The sequence below is a fragment of the Gillisella vitis genome (genome assembly GCF_001541345.2).
In the GTDB taxonomy this organism is placed as follows: Bacteria; Pseudomonadota; Alphaproteobacteria; order Rhizobiales; family Rhizobiaceae; genus Allorhizobium; species Allorhizobium vitis.
This window is the reverse complement of sequence record NZ_LMVL02000003.1, coordinates 393,622-408,902: the sequence shown is the minus strand read 5'-3', so window position 1 is coordinate 408,902 and position 15,281 is coordinate 393,622. Positions and strand designations below refer to the sequence as shown.

Annotated in this window: 25 protein-coding genes; 2 read left to right on the top strand and 23 right to left on the bottom strand. The window is 56.5% G+C overall.

The annotated features are described in order from the left end of the window. Nucleotides 1–2 precede the first annotated feature (2 nt). The 23 genes from rpsE to rpsL form a co-directional block, all read right to left on the bottom strand. A complete protein-coding gene (rpsE, locus tag ASB66_RS12050; RefSeq protein WP_015915755.1) occupies nt 3–572 on the bottom strand; it encodes a 30S ribosomal protein S5 in 570 nt (189 codons plus the stop codon). Between the two features lie 146 nt (nt 573–718). Continuing rightward, nucleotides 719–1,081 carry a 50S ribosomal protein L18 gene (gene rplR / locus ASB66_RS12045; RefSeq protein ID WP_015915754.1) on the bottom strand — a complete coding sequence of 121 codons (363 nt, stop codon included), beginning with the start codon at nt 1,079–1,081 and terminating at the stop codon, nt 719–721. Nucleotides 1,082–1,093: 12 nt separating this feature from the next. Continuing rightward, entirely contained in the window at nt 1,094–1,627 is a 534-nt protein-coding gene (gene rplF, locus ASB66_RS12040) for a 50S ribosomal protein L6 (RefSeq protein WP_015915753.1), read from the bottom strand. A 42-nt stretch (nt 1,628–1,669) separates the two neighbouring features. Continuing rightward, complete coding sequence (gene rpsH, locus ASB66_RS12035; protein WP_015915752.1) at nt 1,670–2,068, bottom strand: 30S ribosomal protein S8; 399 nt, start codon at nt 2,066–2,068, stop codon at nt 1,670–1,672. A 12-nt stretch (nt 2,069–2,080) separates the two neighbouring features. Then, on the bottom strand, nt 2,081–2,386 hold the full coding sequence (rpsN, locus tag ASB66_RS12030; protein WP_060715702.1) for a 30S ribosomal protein S14: 306 nt from the start codon (nt 2,384–2,386) through the stop codon (nt 2,081–2,083). Nucleotides 2,387–2,419: 33 nt separating this feature from the next. Continuing rightward, a complete protein-coding gene (rplE, locus tag ASB66_RS12025) occupies nt 2,420–2,977 on the bottom strand; it encodes a 50S ribosomal protein L5 (RefSeq protein ID WP_015915750.1) in 558 nt (185 codons plus the stop codon). Further along, nucleotides 2,970–3,278 carry a 50S ribosomal protein L24 gene (gene rplX, locus ASB66_RS12020; RefSeq protein WP_015915749.1) on the bottom strand — a complete coding sequence of 103 codons (309 nt, stop codon included), beginning with the start codon at nt 3,276–3,278 and terminating at the stop codon, nt 2,970–2,972. The genes rplE and rplX overlap by 8 nt, the downstream gene beginning before the upstream one ends. Nucleotides 3,279–3,293: 15 nt before the next feature. After that, the gene (rplN, locus tag ASB66_RS12015) at nt 3,294–3,662 is read right to left on the bottom strand and encodes a 50S ribosomal protein L14 (RefSeq protein WP_015915748.1); all 369 of its coding nucleotides are present in this window, start codon (nt 3,660–3,662) and stop codon (nt 3,294–3,296) included. Nucleotides 3,663–3,895: 233 nt separating this feature from the next. Further along, nucleotides 3,896–4,132: a 30S ribosomal protein S17 gene (gene rpsQ, locus ASB66_RS12010; RefSeq protein WP_015915747.1), complete on the bottom strand. Its 237-nt coding sequence runs from the start codon at nt 4,130–4,132 to the stop codon at nt 3,896–3,898. Nucleotides 4,133–4,147: 15 nt separating this feature from the next. Next, nucleotides 4,148–4,348, bottom strand: coding sequence for a 50S ribosomal protein L29 (rpmC, locus tag ASB66_RS12005; RefSeq protein WP_015915746.1), 201 nt, complete (start codon nt 4,346–4,348; stop codon nt 4,148–4,150). Nucleotides 4,349–4,358: 10 nt separating this feature from the next. Continuing rightward, entirely contained in the window at nt 4,359–4,772 is a 414-nt protein-coding gene (rplP, locus tag ASB66_RS12000; RefSeq protein WP_015915745.1) for a 50S ribosomal protein L16, read from the bottom strand. Nucleotides 4,773–4,809: 37 nt separating this feature from the next. Beyond that, a complete protein-coding gene (gene rpsC, locus ASB66_RS11995) occupies nt 4,810–5,523 on the bottom strand; it encodes a 30S ribosomal protein S3 (protein WP_041696471.1) in 714 nt (237 codons plus the stop codon). Further along, entirely contained in the window at nt 5,523–5,912 is a 390-nt protein-coding gene (gene rplV, locus ASB66_RS11990; RefSeq protein ID WP_015915743.1) for a 50S ribosomal protein L22, read from the bottom strand. Before rplV ends, rpsC begins: the two co-directional genes overlap by 1 nt. Nucleotides 5,913–5,914: 2 nt before the next feature. Continuing rightward, nucleotides 5,915–6,193 (bottom strand): 30S ribosomal protein S19, encoded by a 279-nt coding sequence (gene rpsS / locus ASB66_RS11985; protein ID WP_015915742.1) that lies wholly within the window; start codon nt 6,191–6,193, stop codon nt 5,915–5,917. A gap of 15 nt (nt 6,194–6,208) precedes the next feature. After that, the gene (gene rplB, locus ASB66_RS11980; RefSeq protein WP_015915741.1) at nt 6,209–7,045 is read right to left on the bottom strand and encodes a 50S ribosomal protein L2; all 837 of its coding nucleotides are present in this window, start codon (nt 7,043–7,045) and stop codon (nt 6,209–6,211) included. A gap of 11 nt (nt 7,046–7,056) precedes the next feature. Continuing rightward, nucleotides 7,057–7,350, bottom strand: a complete 294-nt coding sequence (locus tag ASB66_RS11975; protein WP_015915740.1) for a 50S ribosomal protein L23 — start codon at nt 7,348–7,350, stop codon at nt 7,057–7,059. Then, complete coding sequence (gene rplD, locus ASB66_RS11970; RefSeq protein WP_060715703.1) at nt 7,347–7,967, bottom strand: 50S ribosomal protein L4; 621 nt, start codon at nt 7,965–7,967, stop codon at nt 7,347–7,349. Before rplD ends, ASB66_RS11975 begins: the two co-directional genes overlap by 4 nt. Nucleotides 7,968–7,979: 12 nt before the next feature. Beyond that, nucleotides 7,980–8,621: a 50S ribosomal protein L3 gene (rplC, locus tag ASB66_RS11965; RefSeq protein ID WP_060715704.1), complete on the bottom strand. Its 642-nt coding sequence runs from the start codon at nt 8,619–8,621 to the stop codon at nt 7,980–7,982. A 171-nt stretch (nt 8,622–8,792) separates the two neighbouring features. Beyond that, a complete protein-coding gene (rpsJ, locus tag ASB66_RS11960; protein WP_006728688.1) occupies nt 8,793–9,101 on the bottom strand; it encodes a 30S ribosomal protein S10 in 309 nt (102 codons plus the stop codon). A 321-nt stretch (nt 9,102–9,422) separates the two neighbouring features. Further along, nucleotides 9,423–10,598 carry an elongation factor Tu gene (gene tuf, locus ASB66_RS11955; RefSeq protein ID WP_060715705.1) on the bottom strand — a complete coding sequence of 392 codons (1,176 nt, stop codon included), beginning with the start codon at nt 10,596–10,598 and terminating at the stop codon, nt 9,423–9,425. A gap of 71 nt (nt 10,599–10,669) precedes the next feature. Next, nucleotides 10,670–12,769: an elongation factor G gene (gene fusA / locus ASB66_RS11950; protein WP_060715706.1), complete on the bottom strand. Its 2,100-nt coding sequence runs from the start codon at nt 12,767–12,769 to the stop codon at nt 10,670–10,672. 34 nt (nt 12,770–12,803) lie between these two features. Continuing rightward, nucleotides 12,804–13,274, bottom strand: a complete 471-nt coding sequence (gene rpsG / locus ASB66_RS11945; RefSeq protein WP_015915736.1) for a 30S ribosomal protein S7 — start codon at nt 13,272–13,274, stop codon at nt 12,804–12,806. An 82-nt stretch (nt 13,275–13,356) separates the two neighbouring features. Further along, nucleotides 13,357–13,728 (bottom strand): 30S ribosomal protein S12, encoded by a 372-nt coding sequence (gene rpsL, locus ASB66_RS11940; protein ID WP_003507760.1) that lies wholly within the window; start codon nt 13,726–13,728, stop codon nt 13,357–13,359. A 679-nt stretch (nt 13,729–14,407) separates the two neighbouring features. Between rpsL and ASB66_RS11935 the strand changes: the two genes are divergently transcribed. Beyond that, nucleotides 14,408–14,701, top strand: a complete 294-nt coding sequence (locus ASB66_RS11935; protein WP_015915734.1) for a hypothetical protein — start codon at nt 14,408–14,410, stop codon at nt 14,699–14,701. An 11-nt stretch (nt 14,702–14,712) separates the two neighbouring features. Further along, nucleotides 14,713–15,147 (top strand): NUDIX hydrolase, encoded by a 435-nt coding sequence (locus ASB66_RS11930; RefSeq protein ID WP_060715707.1) that lies wholly within the window; start codon nt 14,713–14,715, stop codon nt 15,145–15,147. Nucleotides 15,148–15,281: the final 134 nt, after the last annotated feature.

Below are 15,281 nucleotides of genomic sequence, written 5' to 3'. Positions count from 1 at the left end.
CCTTATTCTTCAGAACCGTTGCCGGACGCGGCACGACGAGCCTGCAAGGTCGCATACTTCAGGCCACGCTGTGCAGCGACGTCCTTCGGATGAACCTGGTGCTTCAGCGCGTCGAACGTTGCACGAACCATGTTGTAAGGGTTCGACGAACCAGTCGACTTTGCAACAACGTCATGCATGCCGAGCGTTTCGAAAACGGCGCGCATCGGACCACCAGCGATGATACCGGTACCAGCCTTGGCAGACCGCAGCAGCACCTTGCCGGCGCCGTGACGGCCATGAACGTCATGATGCAGCGTACGGCCATCACGCAGCGGTACGAAAATCAGGTCGCGCTTGGCGGATTCGGTTGCCTTGCGGATGGCTTCCGGCACTTCACGTGCCTTGCCATGACCGAAGCCAACGCGACCCTTCTGGTCGCCGACGACGACGAGAGCAGCGAAACCAAAACGACGGCCGCCCTTGACGACCTTGGCGACGCGATTGATGGCGACCAGCTTGTCGACAAATTCGCTATCGCGCTCTTCACGGTTCTGACGGTCGTCCCGCGAACCACGCTTTTCTTGTGCCATTGTCCTTTTCCTTTTTTCTTTTCCGGGTGCAATCGGCAGATTACAATCTTGAATTCGGCCCTCGCCCTTTTAGGTTTGGGCTCCTCCGGTTTATGCGGCAAAGCCGCGAAACCGCCCGGACACATGCGCATCCGGGCGGCTATTCCTTAGAAGGACAGACCACCTTCGCGGGCGGCTTCTGCCAGTGCCTTGATGCGGCCATGATAGATGAAGGCACCGCGATCGAATACGACTTCCTTCACACCGGCGGCAACAGCGCGCTCGGCGACCAGCTTGCCAACAGCAGCAGCTGCTGCTGTGTCGGCGCCGGTCTTCAGCGAAGAGCGCAGGCTGCCGTCGAGGGTCGATGCAGCAGCCAGCGTGCGGCCGGCCACGTCGTCGATAACCTGGACGTAGATGTTCTTCGAAGAGCGATGTACCGACAGACGCGGACGGCCATTGGCCACCGCCTTGATCTGACGCCGTACGCGGTTGGCACGACGTACAAGTGCTTCTTTTCTGCTTGCCATTTCGCGCGTTCCTTACTTCTTCTTGCCTTCTTTGCGGACGATCCGCTCTTCGGCATACTTGACGCCCTTGCCCTTGTAGGGCTCGGGGCCGCGATATTCGCGGATCTCGGCAGCGACCTGACCGACCTGCTGCTTATTGATCCCGGAAACCACGATTTCCGTCGGCTTCGGAACGGCGATAGTGATGCCCTGCGGCGGCTCATACACAACGTCGTGGCTGAAACCGAGCGCCAGCTGCAGGTTCTTGCCCTGCAAAGATGCGCGGTAACCAACGCCGTTGATTTCGAGCTTGCGCTCGTAGCCGTCCTTGACACCCTTCAGGATGTTTTCGATCATCGTGCGGGACATGCCCCACTTTGAGCGTGCATCCTTGGAGTCGTTGACTGGCTTGACGACAATTGCATTGTCCTCAAGCGCAACCGAGATTTCGTCATTTGCGACGAAGAAGAGTTCGCCCTTCGGGCCCTTGGCAGTTACTTTCTGGCCATCAACCGAGGCCGTGATCCCTGCAGGAACCTGAACGGGCTTTTTACCGATACGAGACATGTGATTATCCTGTCTGTTCGCTAGGGAGATCTCTGCGCTGTCTTAGAAGACAGAGCAGAGAACCTCGCCACCAACATTCTGTTCGCGAGCCTGGTGATCGGCCATTACACCCTTCGGAGTCGAAAGGATGGTAATGCCGAGGCCGTTCGCGACCTGCGGAATGGACTTAACCGAGACATAGACTCGGCGGCCCGGCTTGGACACGCGGCCGATCTCACGGATCACCGACGCGCCTTCATAATATTTCAGTTCGATCGTGATCTCGGCCTTGCCGTTACCATGGTCGATTTCAGAATAGCCACGAATGTAGCCTTCAGCCTGAAGAACATCCAGAACGCGCGCGCGCAGCTTGGAAGCCGGAGTAACCACCGAAGCCTTGCGGCGGGCAGCACCATTCCGGATACGGGTGAGCATATCGCCCAACGGATCAGTCATCGTCATTTGCCCGTCTCCTTACCAGCTCGACTTTACAATACCCGGCACCTTGCCGGAATTGCCAAGCTCACGAAGTGCGATACGCGACATCTTGAGCTTGCGATAAAATGCACGAGGACGACCGGTGACTTCGCAACGGTTACGGATGCGGGTCTTGGAGCCATCACGCGGCATTTCTGCCAGCTTCAGGGTTGCCTTGAAACGGTCCTCGATCGACAGGGACTGGTTCATGATGATTGCCTTCAGCTCCGCGCGCTTGCCGGATTGCTGGGCAACTGTCTTGCGGCGGCGCTTGTTCTTTTCAACTGCGCTTGTCTTCGCCATATTGAAGTTCCTCTTCTACGCTCGTCGTTACGGTTATTGACGGAAGGGGAAGTTGAACTCTTTTAGAAGAGCCCGTGCTTCGTCATCCGTGGGTGCCGTCGTGCAAACGATGATGTCCATGCCCCACATCTGATCAACCTTATCGTAGTTGATCTCTGGGAACACAATGTGTTCCTTGATGCCCATGGCGAAGTTGCCACGGCCGTCAAAGCTCTTCGGGTTCAAGCCCCGGAAGTCGCGAACGCGCGGGAGCGCGATGTTGATCAGACGGTCCATGAACTCATACATGCGAGCGCCGCGCAGGGTAACCTTTGCGCCGATCGGCATGTCTTCGCGGACCTTGAAACCAGCGATAGAGTTACGAGCCCGGGTAATGACAGGCTTCTGACCGGCAATAGCCGCCAGATCCGCAGCAGCAACCGTGGGTTTCTTGGAATCGGCAGTTGCCTCACCCACGCCCATGTTGATGACGATCTTGTCAAGCTTCGGAATCTGCATTTCGTTGGCGTAGGAAAACTGCTCCCGAAGCGCCTGACGAATGCGGCTTACATATTCTGCCTTGAGCCTTGGCTCATACTTGGTCTCAGCCATCGATCACTTCCCCCGAACGCTTGGCAACGCGAACCTTCTTGCCGTCAACAACGGAGAAACCAACGCGAGTCGGCTTGCCGTCCTTGTCTGCGATAGCAAGGTTGGAAAGGTGCACAGAGGCTTCCTTGTTGATGATACCGGCTTCCTGGGTCTGCGTCTGGCGCTGGTGGCGCTTTACGACGTTGATCCCCTGAACGACCGCACGGTCTTCCTTCGGCATCACTTGAATGACTTCACCAGAACGACCCTTGTCCTTGCCGGTGAGTACGACGACCTTGTCGCCCTTACGAATCTTTTGCATCGTCAATCGCTCCCCTTAAAGAACTTCAGGAGCCAGCGAGATGATCTTCATGTGGTTCTTAGCGCGAAGTTCGCGCGGAACCGGTCCGAAGATACGGCTGCCGATTGGCTCTTTCTTGTTGTCGATAAGAACGGCTGCGTTGTTATCGAAGCGGATGACGCTGCCGTCGGCGCGGCGGATGTCCTTGGCGGTACGAACCACCACGGCTTTCATCACATCACCCTTTTTCACGCGGCCGCGCGGAATAGCTTCCTTGATCGAAACGACGATAATGTCGCCGACCGAAGCGTATTTGCGCTTAGAACCGCCCAGCACTTTGATGCACATGACACGACGCGCGCCGGAATTATCGGCAACGTCGAGGTTAGTCTGCATCTGAATCATGTCAGGTCGCCTTCTCGTTATACCGGAACGGTTGGGCGATGCCCCCTATTCCGGCTTATGGATCTTTATGTCTTTTCGAGCGGAGGAGGATCTTGCCAAGGTGGTTTCCTTAAAAAGGACCTTCCCTGCGCTCAAAGCAAAAGAACGCTCTCGATGGAGCGTTCTTGCGCCGTTGCGGTGCTTCTACAGATTTTTGGGAAAGGCGCAAGTGGCCTCCCCCATTTCTCTGCAAATTAAGCCTGGGCGGAAACGACCGTCCAGCACTTATCCTTGGAAATCGGTGCGCATTCCTCGATGGAAACCACGTCACCAATCTTATACTGATTGCTCTCGTCGTGAGCCTTGTATTTCTTCGAGCGACGAACGGTCTTCTGAAGCAGCGGGTGAGCGAATCGACGCTCAACCCGAACCACAACGGTCTTCTCGTTCTTGTCGCTGACCACGACGCCCTGCAGAATGCGTTTCGGCATTGTTCTTCTGGTCCTTTAGGCCTTGGCTTCTGCCGCCTTCTGGCGGGCAATGGTTTTCACGCGGGCGATGTCCTTACGGACCTCGTTGATGCGCGAGGACTTTTCAAGCTGGCCAGTTGCCTTCTGGAAGCGCAGGTTGAACTGCTCCTTCTTCAGGTTGCCCAACTCATCCTTCAACTGATCAGCGCTCATGGCGCGTGCGTCTGCGGCTTTCATGGCTTGATCCTTACTCTGCAATGCGCTGTACGAAGCGCGTTTTCACCGAGAGCTTGGCCGAGCCGAGACGCAGCGCCTCACGGGCGATTTCCTCGGACACACCGTCGATCTCGAACATCATACGGCCGGGCTTGACCTTGCATGCCCAGTATTCGACAGAGCCCTTACCCTTACCCATACGGACTTCGGTAGGCTTTGCCGTTACCGGCACATCAGGGAATACCCGGATCCACACGCGACCTGCGCGCTTCATGTAGCGCGTGATCGCGCGGCGAGCCGCTTCGATCTCGCGTGCATTGACGCGGTTGGGCTCAAGAGCCTTCAGGCCGAATTCACCGAACGCCAGGTCGAAACCGCCCTTGGCAACGCCCTTGATGCGTCCCTTGAACTGCTTGCGGTACTTGGTACGCTTTGGCTGCAACATTTATCTATTCTCCGAACTTTTCTCCGGGCGCGCCTAATCAGGCGTTCTCGCGACGACGGTTGTTGTTGTTGCCGCCTTGGGCGTCGCTTTCCAGCGCCCGGCGCTCGGAGGCCATTGGATCGTGCTCAAGGATTTCGCCCTTGAAGATCCAGACCTTGATGCCGCAAATACCATAAGCGGTTGTGGCTTCCGCCACACCGTAATCGATATCGGCACGCAGCGTATGAAGCGGCACGCGACCTTCGCGGTACCATTCCGTACGAGCGATTTCGGCACCACCGAGACGGCCAGCGCAGGTGATCTTGATGCCTTCGGCACCCAGACGCATGGCGGACTGTACGGCGCGCTTCATGGCACGACGGAACGCGATACGGCGCTCGAGCTGCTGGGCGATCGACTGAGCGACCAGCGTTGCATCGACTTCCGGCTTGCGCACTTCAACGATGTTGAGGTGCGTTTCGGAATTGGTCATTTCGGAAAGCTTCTTGCGAAGCTTTTCGATGTCTGCACCCTTCTTGCCGATGATCAGACCCGGACGAGCCGAGTGGATCGTAACGCGGCACTTCTTGTGCGGACGCTCGATAACCACCTTGGCGATACCGGCCTGCTTCAGCTCATCCATCAAATAGGCCCGGATCTTCAGGTCTTCATGAAGAAGCTTGCCATATTCGGCGTTGTCGGCGAACCAACGGCTATCCCAGGTCCTGTTAATGCCCAGGCGGAAACCGATTGGATTGATTTTCTGACCCATTATGCGGCCTCCCCTTTGGCTTCGACTTCGCGCACGACAATCGTCAGATGCGAGAATGGCTTTTCAATGCGCGATGCGCGGCCACGGCCACGAGCGTGGAAACGCTTCATGGTGATCGATTTACCAACATAGGCTTCGGCGACGATCAGCTGATCGACGTCGAGGTCGTGGTTGTTCTCGGCATTTGCAATAGCTGATTCCAGCGTCTTCTTCACTGTATCTGCAATGCGCTTGCGCGAGAATGTCAGGTCGGCCAGAGCGCGGTCGACCTTCTTGCCACGGATCAAAGCTGCAACCAGGTTGAGCTTCTGAGGGCTGACGCGGAGCGTGCGCGCAACGGCCTGCGCCTCGTTATCCTTCAGCCGGCGTTCGGCTTTTGCCTTGCCCATCGTTACTTCCTCTTCGCTTTCTTGTCCGCACCGTGACCGTAATAGGTCCGGGTCGGAGCGAATTCACCGAATTTATGGCCAACCATGTCTTCGTTGACGCTGACCGGGATATGCTTGCTGCCGTTATAGACGCCGAACGTCAAACCGACAAACTGGGGCAAGATCGTGGACCGACGGGTCCACATCTTGATCACTTCGCTACGACCGCTCTCGCGAACTTTTTCAGCCTTCTTAAGAAGGTAGCCGTCAACGAAGGGGCCTTTCCATACTGAACGAGCCATCTCTGACTACCTCTCTTACTTCTTCTTCTGGTGGCGGGAACGCATGATGAACTTGTCCGTGGACTTGTTCGACCGCGTACGCTTGCCCTTGGTCGGCTTACCCCAAGGGGAAACCGGATGACGGCCACCGGAGGTGCGGCCTTCACCACCGCCGTGCGGGTGGTCGACTGGGTTCATGACGACGCCGCGAACGTGCGGGCGCTTGCCGCGCCAACGCGAACGACCAGCCTTGCCGTCATTGATGTTGCCGTGGTCGGAGTTCGACACGGCGCCGACCGTTGCAAGGCAAGTGCCATGCACCAGGCGCTGTTCGCCAGAGCTGAGGCGCAGGATAGCCATGCCGGCATCGCGGCCGACCAGCTGAACGTAGGCACCAGCGGAACGGGCAACCTGACCGCCCTTGCCGGGCTTCAGCTCGACATTGTGAACGATGGAGCCAACCGGGACGTATTGCAGCGGCATAGCGTTGCCGGGCTTAACGTCGACAGCCTTATCCGATGCGATCACCTTGTCACCAGCCGCCAAACGCTGCGGAGCCAAGATATAGGCCTGCTCGCCATCGGCATAGGTGATCAGCGCAATGAACGCCGTACGGTTGGGGTCATATTCCAGACGCTCGACAGTGCCTTCTACGTCGAACTTACGACGCTTGAAGTCCACCAGACGATAGGTGCGCTTGTGACCGCCGCCCTGAAAGCGAACGGTGATGCGACCGAGATTGTTGCGACCGCCCTTCGAAGACAGACCCTCGGTCAACGACTTAACAGGCTTGCCCTTGTAAAGGCCCGACCGGTCAACGATGACCAGCTGACGCTGGCTCGGGGTTGTCGGATTGAAATTTTTCAATGCCATTTTTCTGTTCCTCAGAGACCGGTGGAGACGTCGATGGACTGACCCTCGGCGAGCGTAACGATCGCCTTCTTCACATCCTTCTGCTTACCGGCGAAGCCGCGGAAACGCTTAGTCTTGCCCTTGCGGAGCAGCGTATTCACAGCTGTGACCTTGACACCGAACAGTGCTTCGACGGCAGCCTTGATTTCAGGCTTGGAAGCAGTCCGGGCGACGTTGAAGACCACCTGGTTGAAATCGGAAACCAGCGTGGACTTTTCAGTGATCGATGGAGATACGATCACGTCGTAGTGGCGAAGATCAGTCATTTGAACCGCTCCTCCAGAGCTTCAACCGCAGCCTTGGAAAGCACGAGCTTACCGCGACGCAGAATGTCATAAACGTTGATGCCCTGAACCGGCAGAACATCGATATTCGGGATGTTCGCGGCAGCGAGCTTGAAATTGACGTCGAGTTCGACGCCACCGATCACCAGTGCATTCTTCAGCCCGAGAGCCTCGAACACACCAACGGCGGCCTTGGTCTTGGCATCGGCAGCGACCAACTGATCAACGATGATCAGTTCATCAGCCTTGAACTTGGCAGACAGAGCGTGACGCAGGGCGAGAGCGCGAACCTTCTTGGGAAGATCATGCTCGTGGCTACGAACGACCGGGCCGTGGGCCTTGCCGCCGCCGCGGAACTGTGGAGCGCGAGCCGAATGGTGACGAGCGCGGCCCGTACCCTTCTGCTTGTACATCTTGGCACCGGTGCGCGATACTTCGGCACGGGTCTTGGTCTTGTGCGTGCCCTGCTGCTTCTTGGCAAGCTGCCAACGCACCATGCGCGCAATGATATCTTCACGGGGTTCGAGGCCGAAAATGGCGTCGGACAGGGAAACCGTACCGGCATCCTTCCCCTCGAGGGTCTTGACGTTGAGTTCCATGGTTTGGCTCCCTTACTTCGCTGCCGACTTGACGGCGTCGCGCACGATGATCCAGGAACCCTTGGAACCGGGCACAGCGCCCTTCACAAGGATCAGACCGCGATCTTCATCGGTCGAAACGACTTCCAGATTCTGGGTGGTGACGCGGGTCTGACCCATGTGACCGGCCATACGCTTGCCCTTCCAGACCTTACCCGGATCCTGATTGGAACCAGTCGAGCCGTGTGAACGGTGCGAGACGGACACGCCGTGAGTTGCGCGAAGACCGCCGAAGTTATGGCGCTTCATCGCACCGGCAAAACCCTTACCGATCGTGGTGCCGGTAACGTCAACCAGCTGGCCAGCAGCAAAGTGACCAGCCTTCAACTCAGCACCGATGTCGATGAGGTGGTCTTCGGAAACGCGAAATTCGACGAGCTTGGCCTTCGGCTCGACGTTTGCAGCGGCAAAATTACCGCGCATTGCCTTGGATGTATTCTTGACCTTGGCCTGACCAGCGCCGAGCTGAACGGCGGTATAGCCGTGCTTATCGACAGTCCGCTGAGCCAGGACCTGGCAGTTATCCAAGCGTAGTACTGTTACCGGGACATGCTCGCCGGCGTCATTATAGACCCGGGTCATTCCCACTTTCTGTGCAATCACACCTGAACGCATCGGTTCATTCCTCTTGAGAGTAAAACAAGGGCCCTACGGCCCTTGCCCGCCTCTTTGTTTAAGGATTCCATTCCAGTCCTTCCGGACTTTCAGGTTTCCCGTTTCGAGAAGTCGTTGGCAGGTCTTGCCACGTACCTTCCTTGTTATTTCGGCTCTCGCCGGAATTGGTTTTTAAAGCTTGATTTCGACGTCTACGCCAGCAGCCAGGTCGAGCTTCATCAAAGCATCGACGGTCTGCGGAGTCGGATCAACGATGTCCAGCAGACGCTTATGCGTGCGCATTTCAAACTGTTCGCGGCTCTTCTTGTCGACGTGGGGCGAACGGTTGACGGTGAATTTTTCAATACGGGTCGGAAGCGGAACCGGGCCGCGGACGCTTGCACCGGTGCGCTTGGCGGTAGAAACTATCTCCCGCGTAGAGGCATCGAGAACCCGGTGATCAAACGCCTTCAGGCGGATACGGATATTCTGGCCGTTCATTCGACGTGTCCTTATTCGTTTTTCTTAAACGTCCCCGCTCACGCAAAGACAGTGAATTACCAATTTCTGGCCGGCCCCGTATTGTCAAAAATCACAAGGACGTATCGAGGTCCATGTCACCTTACTGCATCAGGGACCCCACCAGTACAACCCAAGACCGGGTCGCGAAACTTAGCAGAGCCAGAGGAAAGAGGAGCGATGCGCCGCTCTTCCTTGTTCGTGGCGGGGGCATACAACGTCCCCGTCAATTCGTCAACTGATTCCCGGAAATAAAGAAGCGCGGCATTGAATGCCGCGCTTCTTCGTCTGTATTAAGACGACTTATTCGATGATCGAAGCGACGATGCCGGCGCCGACGGTACGGCCGCCTTCGCGGATCGCGAAGCGCAGCTTTTCTTCCATCGCGATCGGAACGATCAGCTCAACCTGAACCGTCACGTTGTCACCAGGCATAACCATTTCCGTGCCTTCAGGCAGAGAAACAATACCGGTAACGTCCGTCGTGCGGAAGTAGAACTGCGGACGGTAGTTGGTGAAGAACGGAGTATGACGGCCGCCTTCTTCCTTCGTCAGGATGTAAGCTTCTGCCATGAACTTCTTGTGCGGCTTAACCGAACCCGGCTTGCAGAGGATCTGACCACGCTCAACGCCGTCACGGTTCACACCGCGAACCAGTGCGCCGATGTTGTCGCCTGCCTGGCCCTGATCGAGCAGCTTGCGGAACATTTCAACGCCGGTAACCGTCGTCTTCGAAGTCGCGCGGATGCCGACGATTTCGACTTCTTCGCCAACCTTGACGATACCACGCTCAACGCGGCCCGTCACAACCGTACCACGGCCAGAGATCGAGAACACATCTTCGATCGGCATCAGGAACGGCTGGTCAATCGGACGCTCAGGCGTCGGGATGTAGGCATCAACAGCCGCCATCAGTTCGCGGATTGCGTCTTCGCCGATCTTCTTGTCCGAATCTTCAAGAGCGGCCAGAGCAGAACCCTTGACGACAGGAATATCGTCGCCTGGGAAGTCGTAGGACGACAGAAGTTCGCGCACTTCCAGTTCGACCAGTTCCAGAAGCTCAGCGTCGTCAACCTGGTCAACCTTGTTGAGGAACACGACGATCGCGGGAACGCCAACCTGACGGGCCAGCAGAATGTGCTCGCGGGTCTGGGGCATCGGGCCGTCGGCAGCCGAGCAAACCAGGATCGCGCCGTCCATCTGCGCTGCACCGGTGATCATGTTCTTGACGTAGTCGGCGTGGCCGGGGCAGTCAACGTGAGCGTAGTGACGGGCAGGCGTTTCATATTCGACGTGAGCCGTCGAAATGGTGATACCACGTGCCTTTTCTTCCGGAGCGGCGTCGATTTGGTCATACGCCTTGAACTCGCCGAAATACTTCGTGATTGCTGCCGTCAGCGATGTCTTGCCGTGGTCAACGTGGCCGATCGTGCCGATGTTAACGTGCGGCTTGTTGCGCTCAAACTTACTCTTTGCCATTTTCGGCTCTCCATTATCTCATCCCCATGAAGGGGGAAATTCCTGTTATCAGTTCCGGCGGGTTACCCCGATCATTTCTGACCGGAGTACTTTGCCTGAATTTCGGCAGCGACATTGCTCGGAACGGGCGAATAGTGATCGAACACCATCGAGTACTGAGCGCGACCTTGGCTCATGGAGCGCAGGTTGTCGACGTATTTGAACATGTTGGCCAGCGGCACATGCGCGTTGATGACAACGGCGATACCACGGCTTTCCTGACCCTGGATCTGACCACGGCGGGAGTTCAGGTCACCGATCACGTCACCCACGTAATCTTCCGGCGTCACGACTTCCACCTTCATCATTGGCTCAAGCAGCTGAGCACCAGCCTTCTTGGCTGCTTCACGGAAGCAGGCACGCGAAGCGATTTCGAACGCCAGAACCGACGAGTCGACATCGTGGTAAGCACCATCGATCAGAGTTGCCTTGACGCCGAGCATCGGGAAGCCAGCCAGCGGACCGGAAGACAGCACGCTTTCGATACCCTTCTGAACGCCGGGGATGTATTCCTTGGGAACCGAACCACCAACGATCTTCGAGTCGAACTTGAAGTCATCGCCTTCAGGATTCGGTTCGAAGATGATCTTGACGCGGGCGAACTGACCCGTACCACCAGACTGCTTCTTGTGGGTGTAATCTTCTTCGTGCTGACGCGTAATGGTTTCGCGATAAGCAACCTGCGGCGCACCGACAGTTGCTTCTACCTTGAACTCACGACGCATACGGTCAACGATGATGTCCAGGTGAAGTTCACCCATGCCGGCGATGATCGTCTGGCCGGATTCCTGGTCGGTCTTGACGCGGAAAGACGGATCCTCAGCAGCCAGACGGTTGAGCGCGAGGCCCATCTTTTCCTGGTCGCCCTTGGTCTTCGGCTCGATCGCGATCTGAATGACCGGCTCGGGGAATTCCATGCGCTCAAGGATAACCTGGTTCAAAGGATCGCAAAGCGTATCGCCCGTGGTGCTTTCCTTCAGGCCAGCCAGAGCAACGATGTCGCCAGCAAAGGCTTCTTCGATGTCTTCACGGCTGTTGGAATGCATCTGAAGCATACGGCCAACGCGTTCGCGCTTTTCCTTGACCGTGTTCATGACCGACGCGCCCTTTTCGAGCTTGCCAGAATAGATACGGCAGAAGGTCAGCGAACCAACGAAGGGGTCGTTCATGATCTTGAACGCCAACATCGACAACGGCTCGGCATCATCAGGATGACGTTCGATTTCACCGTCGGTCTTCACGTCGATACCCTTGATAGCAGGGATATCGAGAGGAGAAGGCAGGTATTCGCAAACAGCGTCGAGCAAAGGCTGAACGCCCTTGTTCTTGAAGGCCGTGCCGCAGAACATCGGATGGAACTTGACTTCAATCGTGCCCTGACGAACGAGAGCACGGATCTTGTCATTATCAGGCATGATGCCGTTCAGGTAGTCCTCCATCGCCTGTTCGTCGATCTCGACAACGGTCTCGATCAGCTTTTCGCGATATTCAACGGCCTTTTCCTTCAGATCGTCGGGGATTTCCACAACGTCCCAGGCAGCGCCCAGCGATTCATCACGCCAGACGAGTGCATTCATCTCGATCAGGTCGACAACGCCCTTGAACTCTGTTTCAGCGCCGATTGGCAACTGCATAACAACAGCGGTGGCACCGAGACGGGTCTTGATCATTTCTACCGAACGGTAGAAGTCAGCGCCGGTCTTGTCCATCTTGTTGCAGAAGATCATCCGCGGAACGTTGTACTTTTCAGCCTGACGCCAAACGGTTTCTGTCTGCGGTTCAACACCAGCGTTGGCATCGAGAAGCGCAATTGCACCGTCGAGTACGCGGAGCGAACGCTCGACTTCAATCGTGAAGTCGACGTGGCCGGGAGTGTCGATGATGTTGAAACGGCGCATCTTGCCGTCGCGACCCTTCCAGTAGGTCGTGGTCGCAGCGGAAGTGATGGTGATACCACGCTCCTGCTCCTGCTCCATCCAGTCCATCGTGGCTGCGCCATCATGAACTTCGCCGATCTTGTGCGACTTGCCGGTGTAGTAGAGAATCCGCTCAGTCGTCGTGGTCTTACCGGCGTCGATATGCGCCATGATCCCGAAATTGCGGTAGTCTTCGATTTTATATTCGCGAGCCATAGTGGACTGCCTTTCGATATTCGATCGTCTAAGATTACCAGCGGTAATGCGAGAAGGCGCGGTTGGCGTCGGCCATCTTGTGCGTGTCTTCACGCTTCTTGACAGCGCTGCCGCGATTGTTGGACGCATCAAGCAATTCGCCAGACAAACGATCGACCATGGTGGTCTCGTTGCGCTTGCGAGCGGCGATGATCAGCCAGCGAATGGCGAGCGCCTGGCGGCGCTCCGGACGGACGTCGACAGGGACCTGGTACGTTGCACCACCAACGCGGCGCGAACGAACTTCAACATGCGGGGCGACATTTTCAAGCGCCTGATGGAAGATTGCGATCGGCTCTGCCTTGGACTTGGCTTCAACGACATCGAAGGCACCGTAGACGATGCTCTCAGCGACGGACTTCTTGCCGTGCAACATGATGGCGTTCATGAACTTGGTGACGACCAGATCACCGAACTTTGGGTCCGGGTTGATCTCACGCTTTTCTGCTTTATGGCGACGGGACATTTTACTTCGTCTCTCAACGGTTAGAACGCTTTATCACGCGGAGAACCTCGCGCAGCGCTGAATTTCAAAGAAGGCTTCCGACTTACTTCGGACGCTTTGCACCATACTTGGAACGGCGCTGCTTACGGTTCTTGACACCCTGGGTATCGAGAACACCACGGATGATGTGGTAACGAACGCCCGGCAAGTCCTTGACGCGGCCGCCACGGATCATGACGACAGAGTGTTCCTGGAGGTTGTGGCCTTCGCCCGGAATGTAGCCGATGACTTCGAAGCCATTGGTCAAACGGATCTTGGCAACCTTACGCAGAGCCGAGTTCGGCTTCTTCGGGGTCGTGGTATAAACGCGGGTGCAAACGCCGCGCTTCTGTGGATTTTCCTGCAAGGCAGGAACCTTGTTGCGCTTTACCTGCGCCTGACGCGGCTTGCGGATCAGCTGATTTACGGTAGGCATAGAACCATCCCTTATAATTCTTGTCACTTGAGCCTTTTCAGGCCCGTTTGTGCCGTTTCCGGCGGCGCTCGCACAATTTTCGCCATGCGCGAATGTGGCCCGATCCGGACTTCCGGATGGACCACAAAAAGCAGAGGACGCATGCGACTGCGTCATGCGTGCAGCATTCATGTCTTCAAAGTGCGTTTGGATCCTAAGCCTGGGGCAAACTTCAGAACAATATGTCCTGAAAATTATAACCGTGCATTGGCTCCGATGCGGGGCGTACTACTGTTTTCACCCCGTTCCGTCAAGCCATGGCGCAAAATTAATAGCTCTCCAAAGCCCTATGGCCGCTTTGGTCCCGGCCTGTTTGTGATTATGACGGGTTTCGCTCGATTATGCAATTGTCATCAACCGATTCCGACCTTGCACATACCGATTTTCAGCCTGCGATAGAAGAATCGTTTTCATGCCTGTCAAACGGCGGGTTTTGCACATGAAGCTGAGCGATTTGGGATTTGCAACCAGCCTTCAGCTTGACGACGGCGGATGGCTCTATAACGATGACATTATCGATTAGGTTATTGTGCCGAGGCGATTCCCGTCTACAAGACTTTCTAACCGTTGCTATCGCGGTCACCTGGCGGCTCGCTTGTCTCGAGCTATAAGAAAGGCGACCCGTCATAAGGACCGACTGATGATTTCGACCCCTGACAATGACAATAATTCGGACGGACCAATGGTCTTCATCATCATTGCCAAGGCCTATGAAGAAACGGGCACAGAAGGGATCGACCTGCATATTTTGCTGAGTGCGCCAGATGACGACTCCGCCGTGCGCGAGGCTTTGAATGCACTGGCCGAGGAAGGCTTTCTGGAGGCCGACCTGGACCAGATCGGCATGGTGACAGAGCCTCCTTCCGACGAGCCGCATGCCTCGGCGTATCAGGGCGCACTCGAAGGTGAAGTGGCAATCATCCGCTTCAACTGAGTGAGCGATGAATGACAGGACATGTCATCGAAAAGGTCCTTGTCTATGCAGCCGACCGCAACCGGCTCTTGGTCTTCGATGAGCCGGATTTTCCACATATCCTACCGCAGGTGCCTGGTGGCACCGTTGAACATGGTGAAAGCCCGAGCGCTGCGGCTTGGCGCGAATTCGAAGAGGAGACAGGCTTTGCCTGTCCCTCGCCTCCCCGTTTTCTGACTTCTGTCGATTATCGGGATGCTCGAGATGGGGTTTCCATCCACCACAAGCGCCATTTTTTCCACCTGCCTTTGCTTCACACTCTCTATCCGCAGAGCTGGATTCACAGCGAAACAACGCCTCACGGCGGTGGTGCTCCGGTGCGTTTTTCGTTCTTCTGGTTAGCCCGAGATGAGGCAAGTCAGCGGCTAGGCTATGAGCACGGCGCTGCCCTGCCCCTGCTTCCTTAGATCTGTAAGGTTCTCATTGAGCCAAGCACCGGATTACGTTTCCCACTGGTAAGCCCGAACAAACTCCGACCTTCGCTAGGCAACATCATAAAACGGAAAAGCCGCCCGGATCGCTCCGGACGGCTTTTTTATTT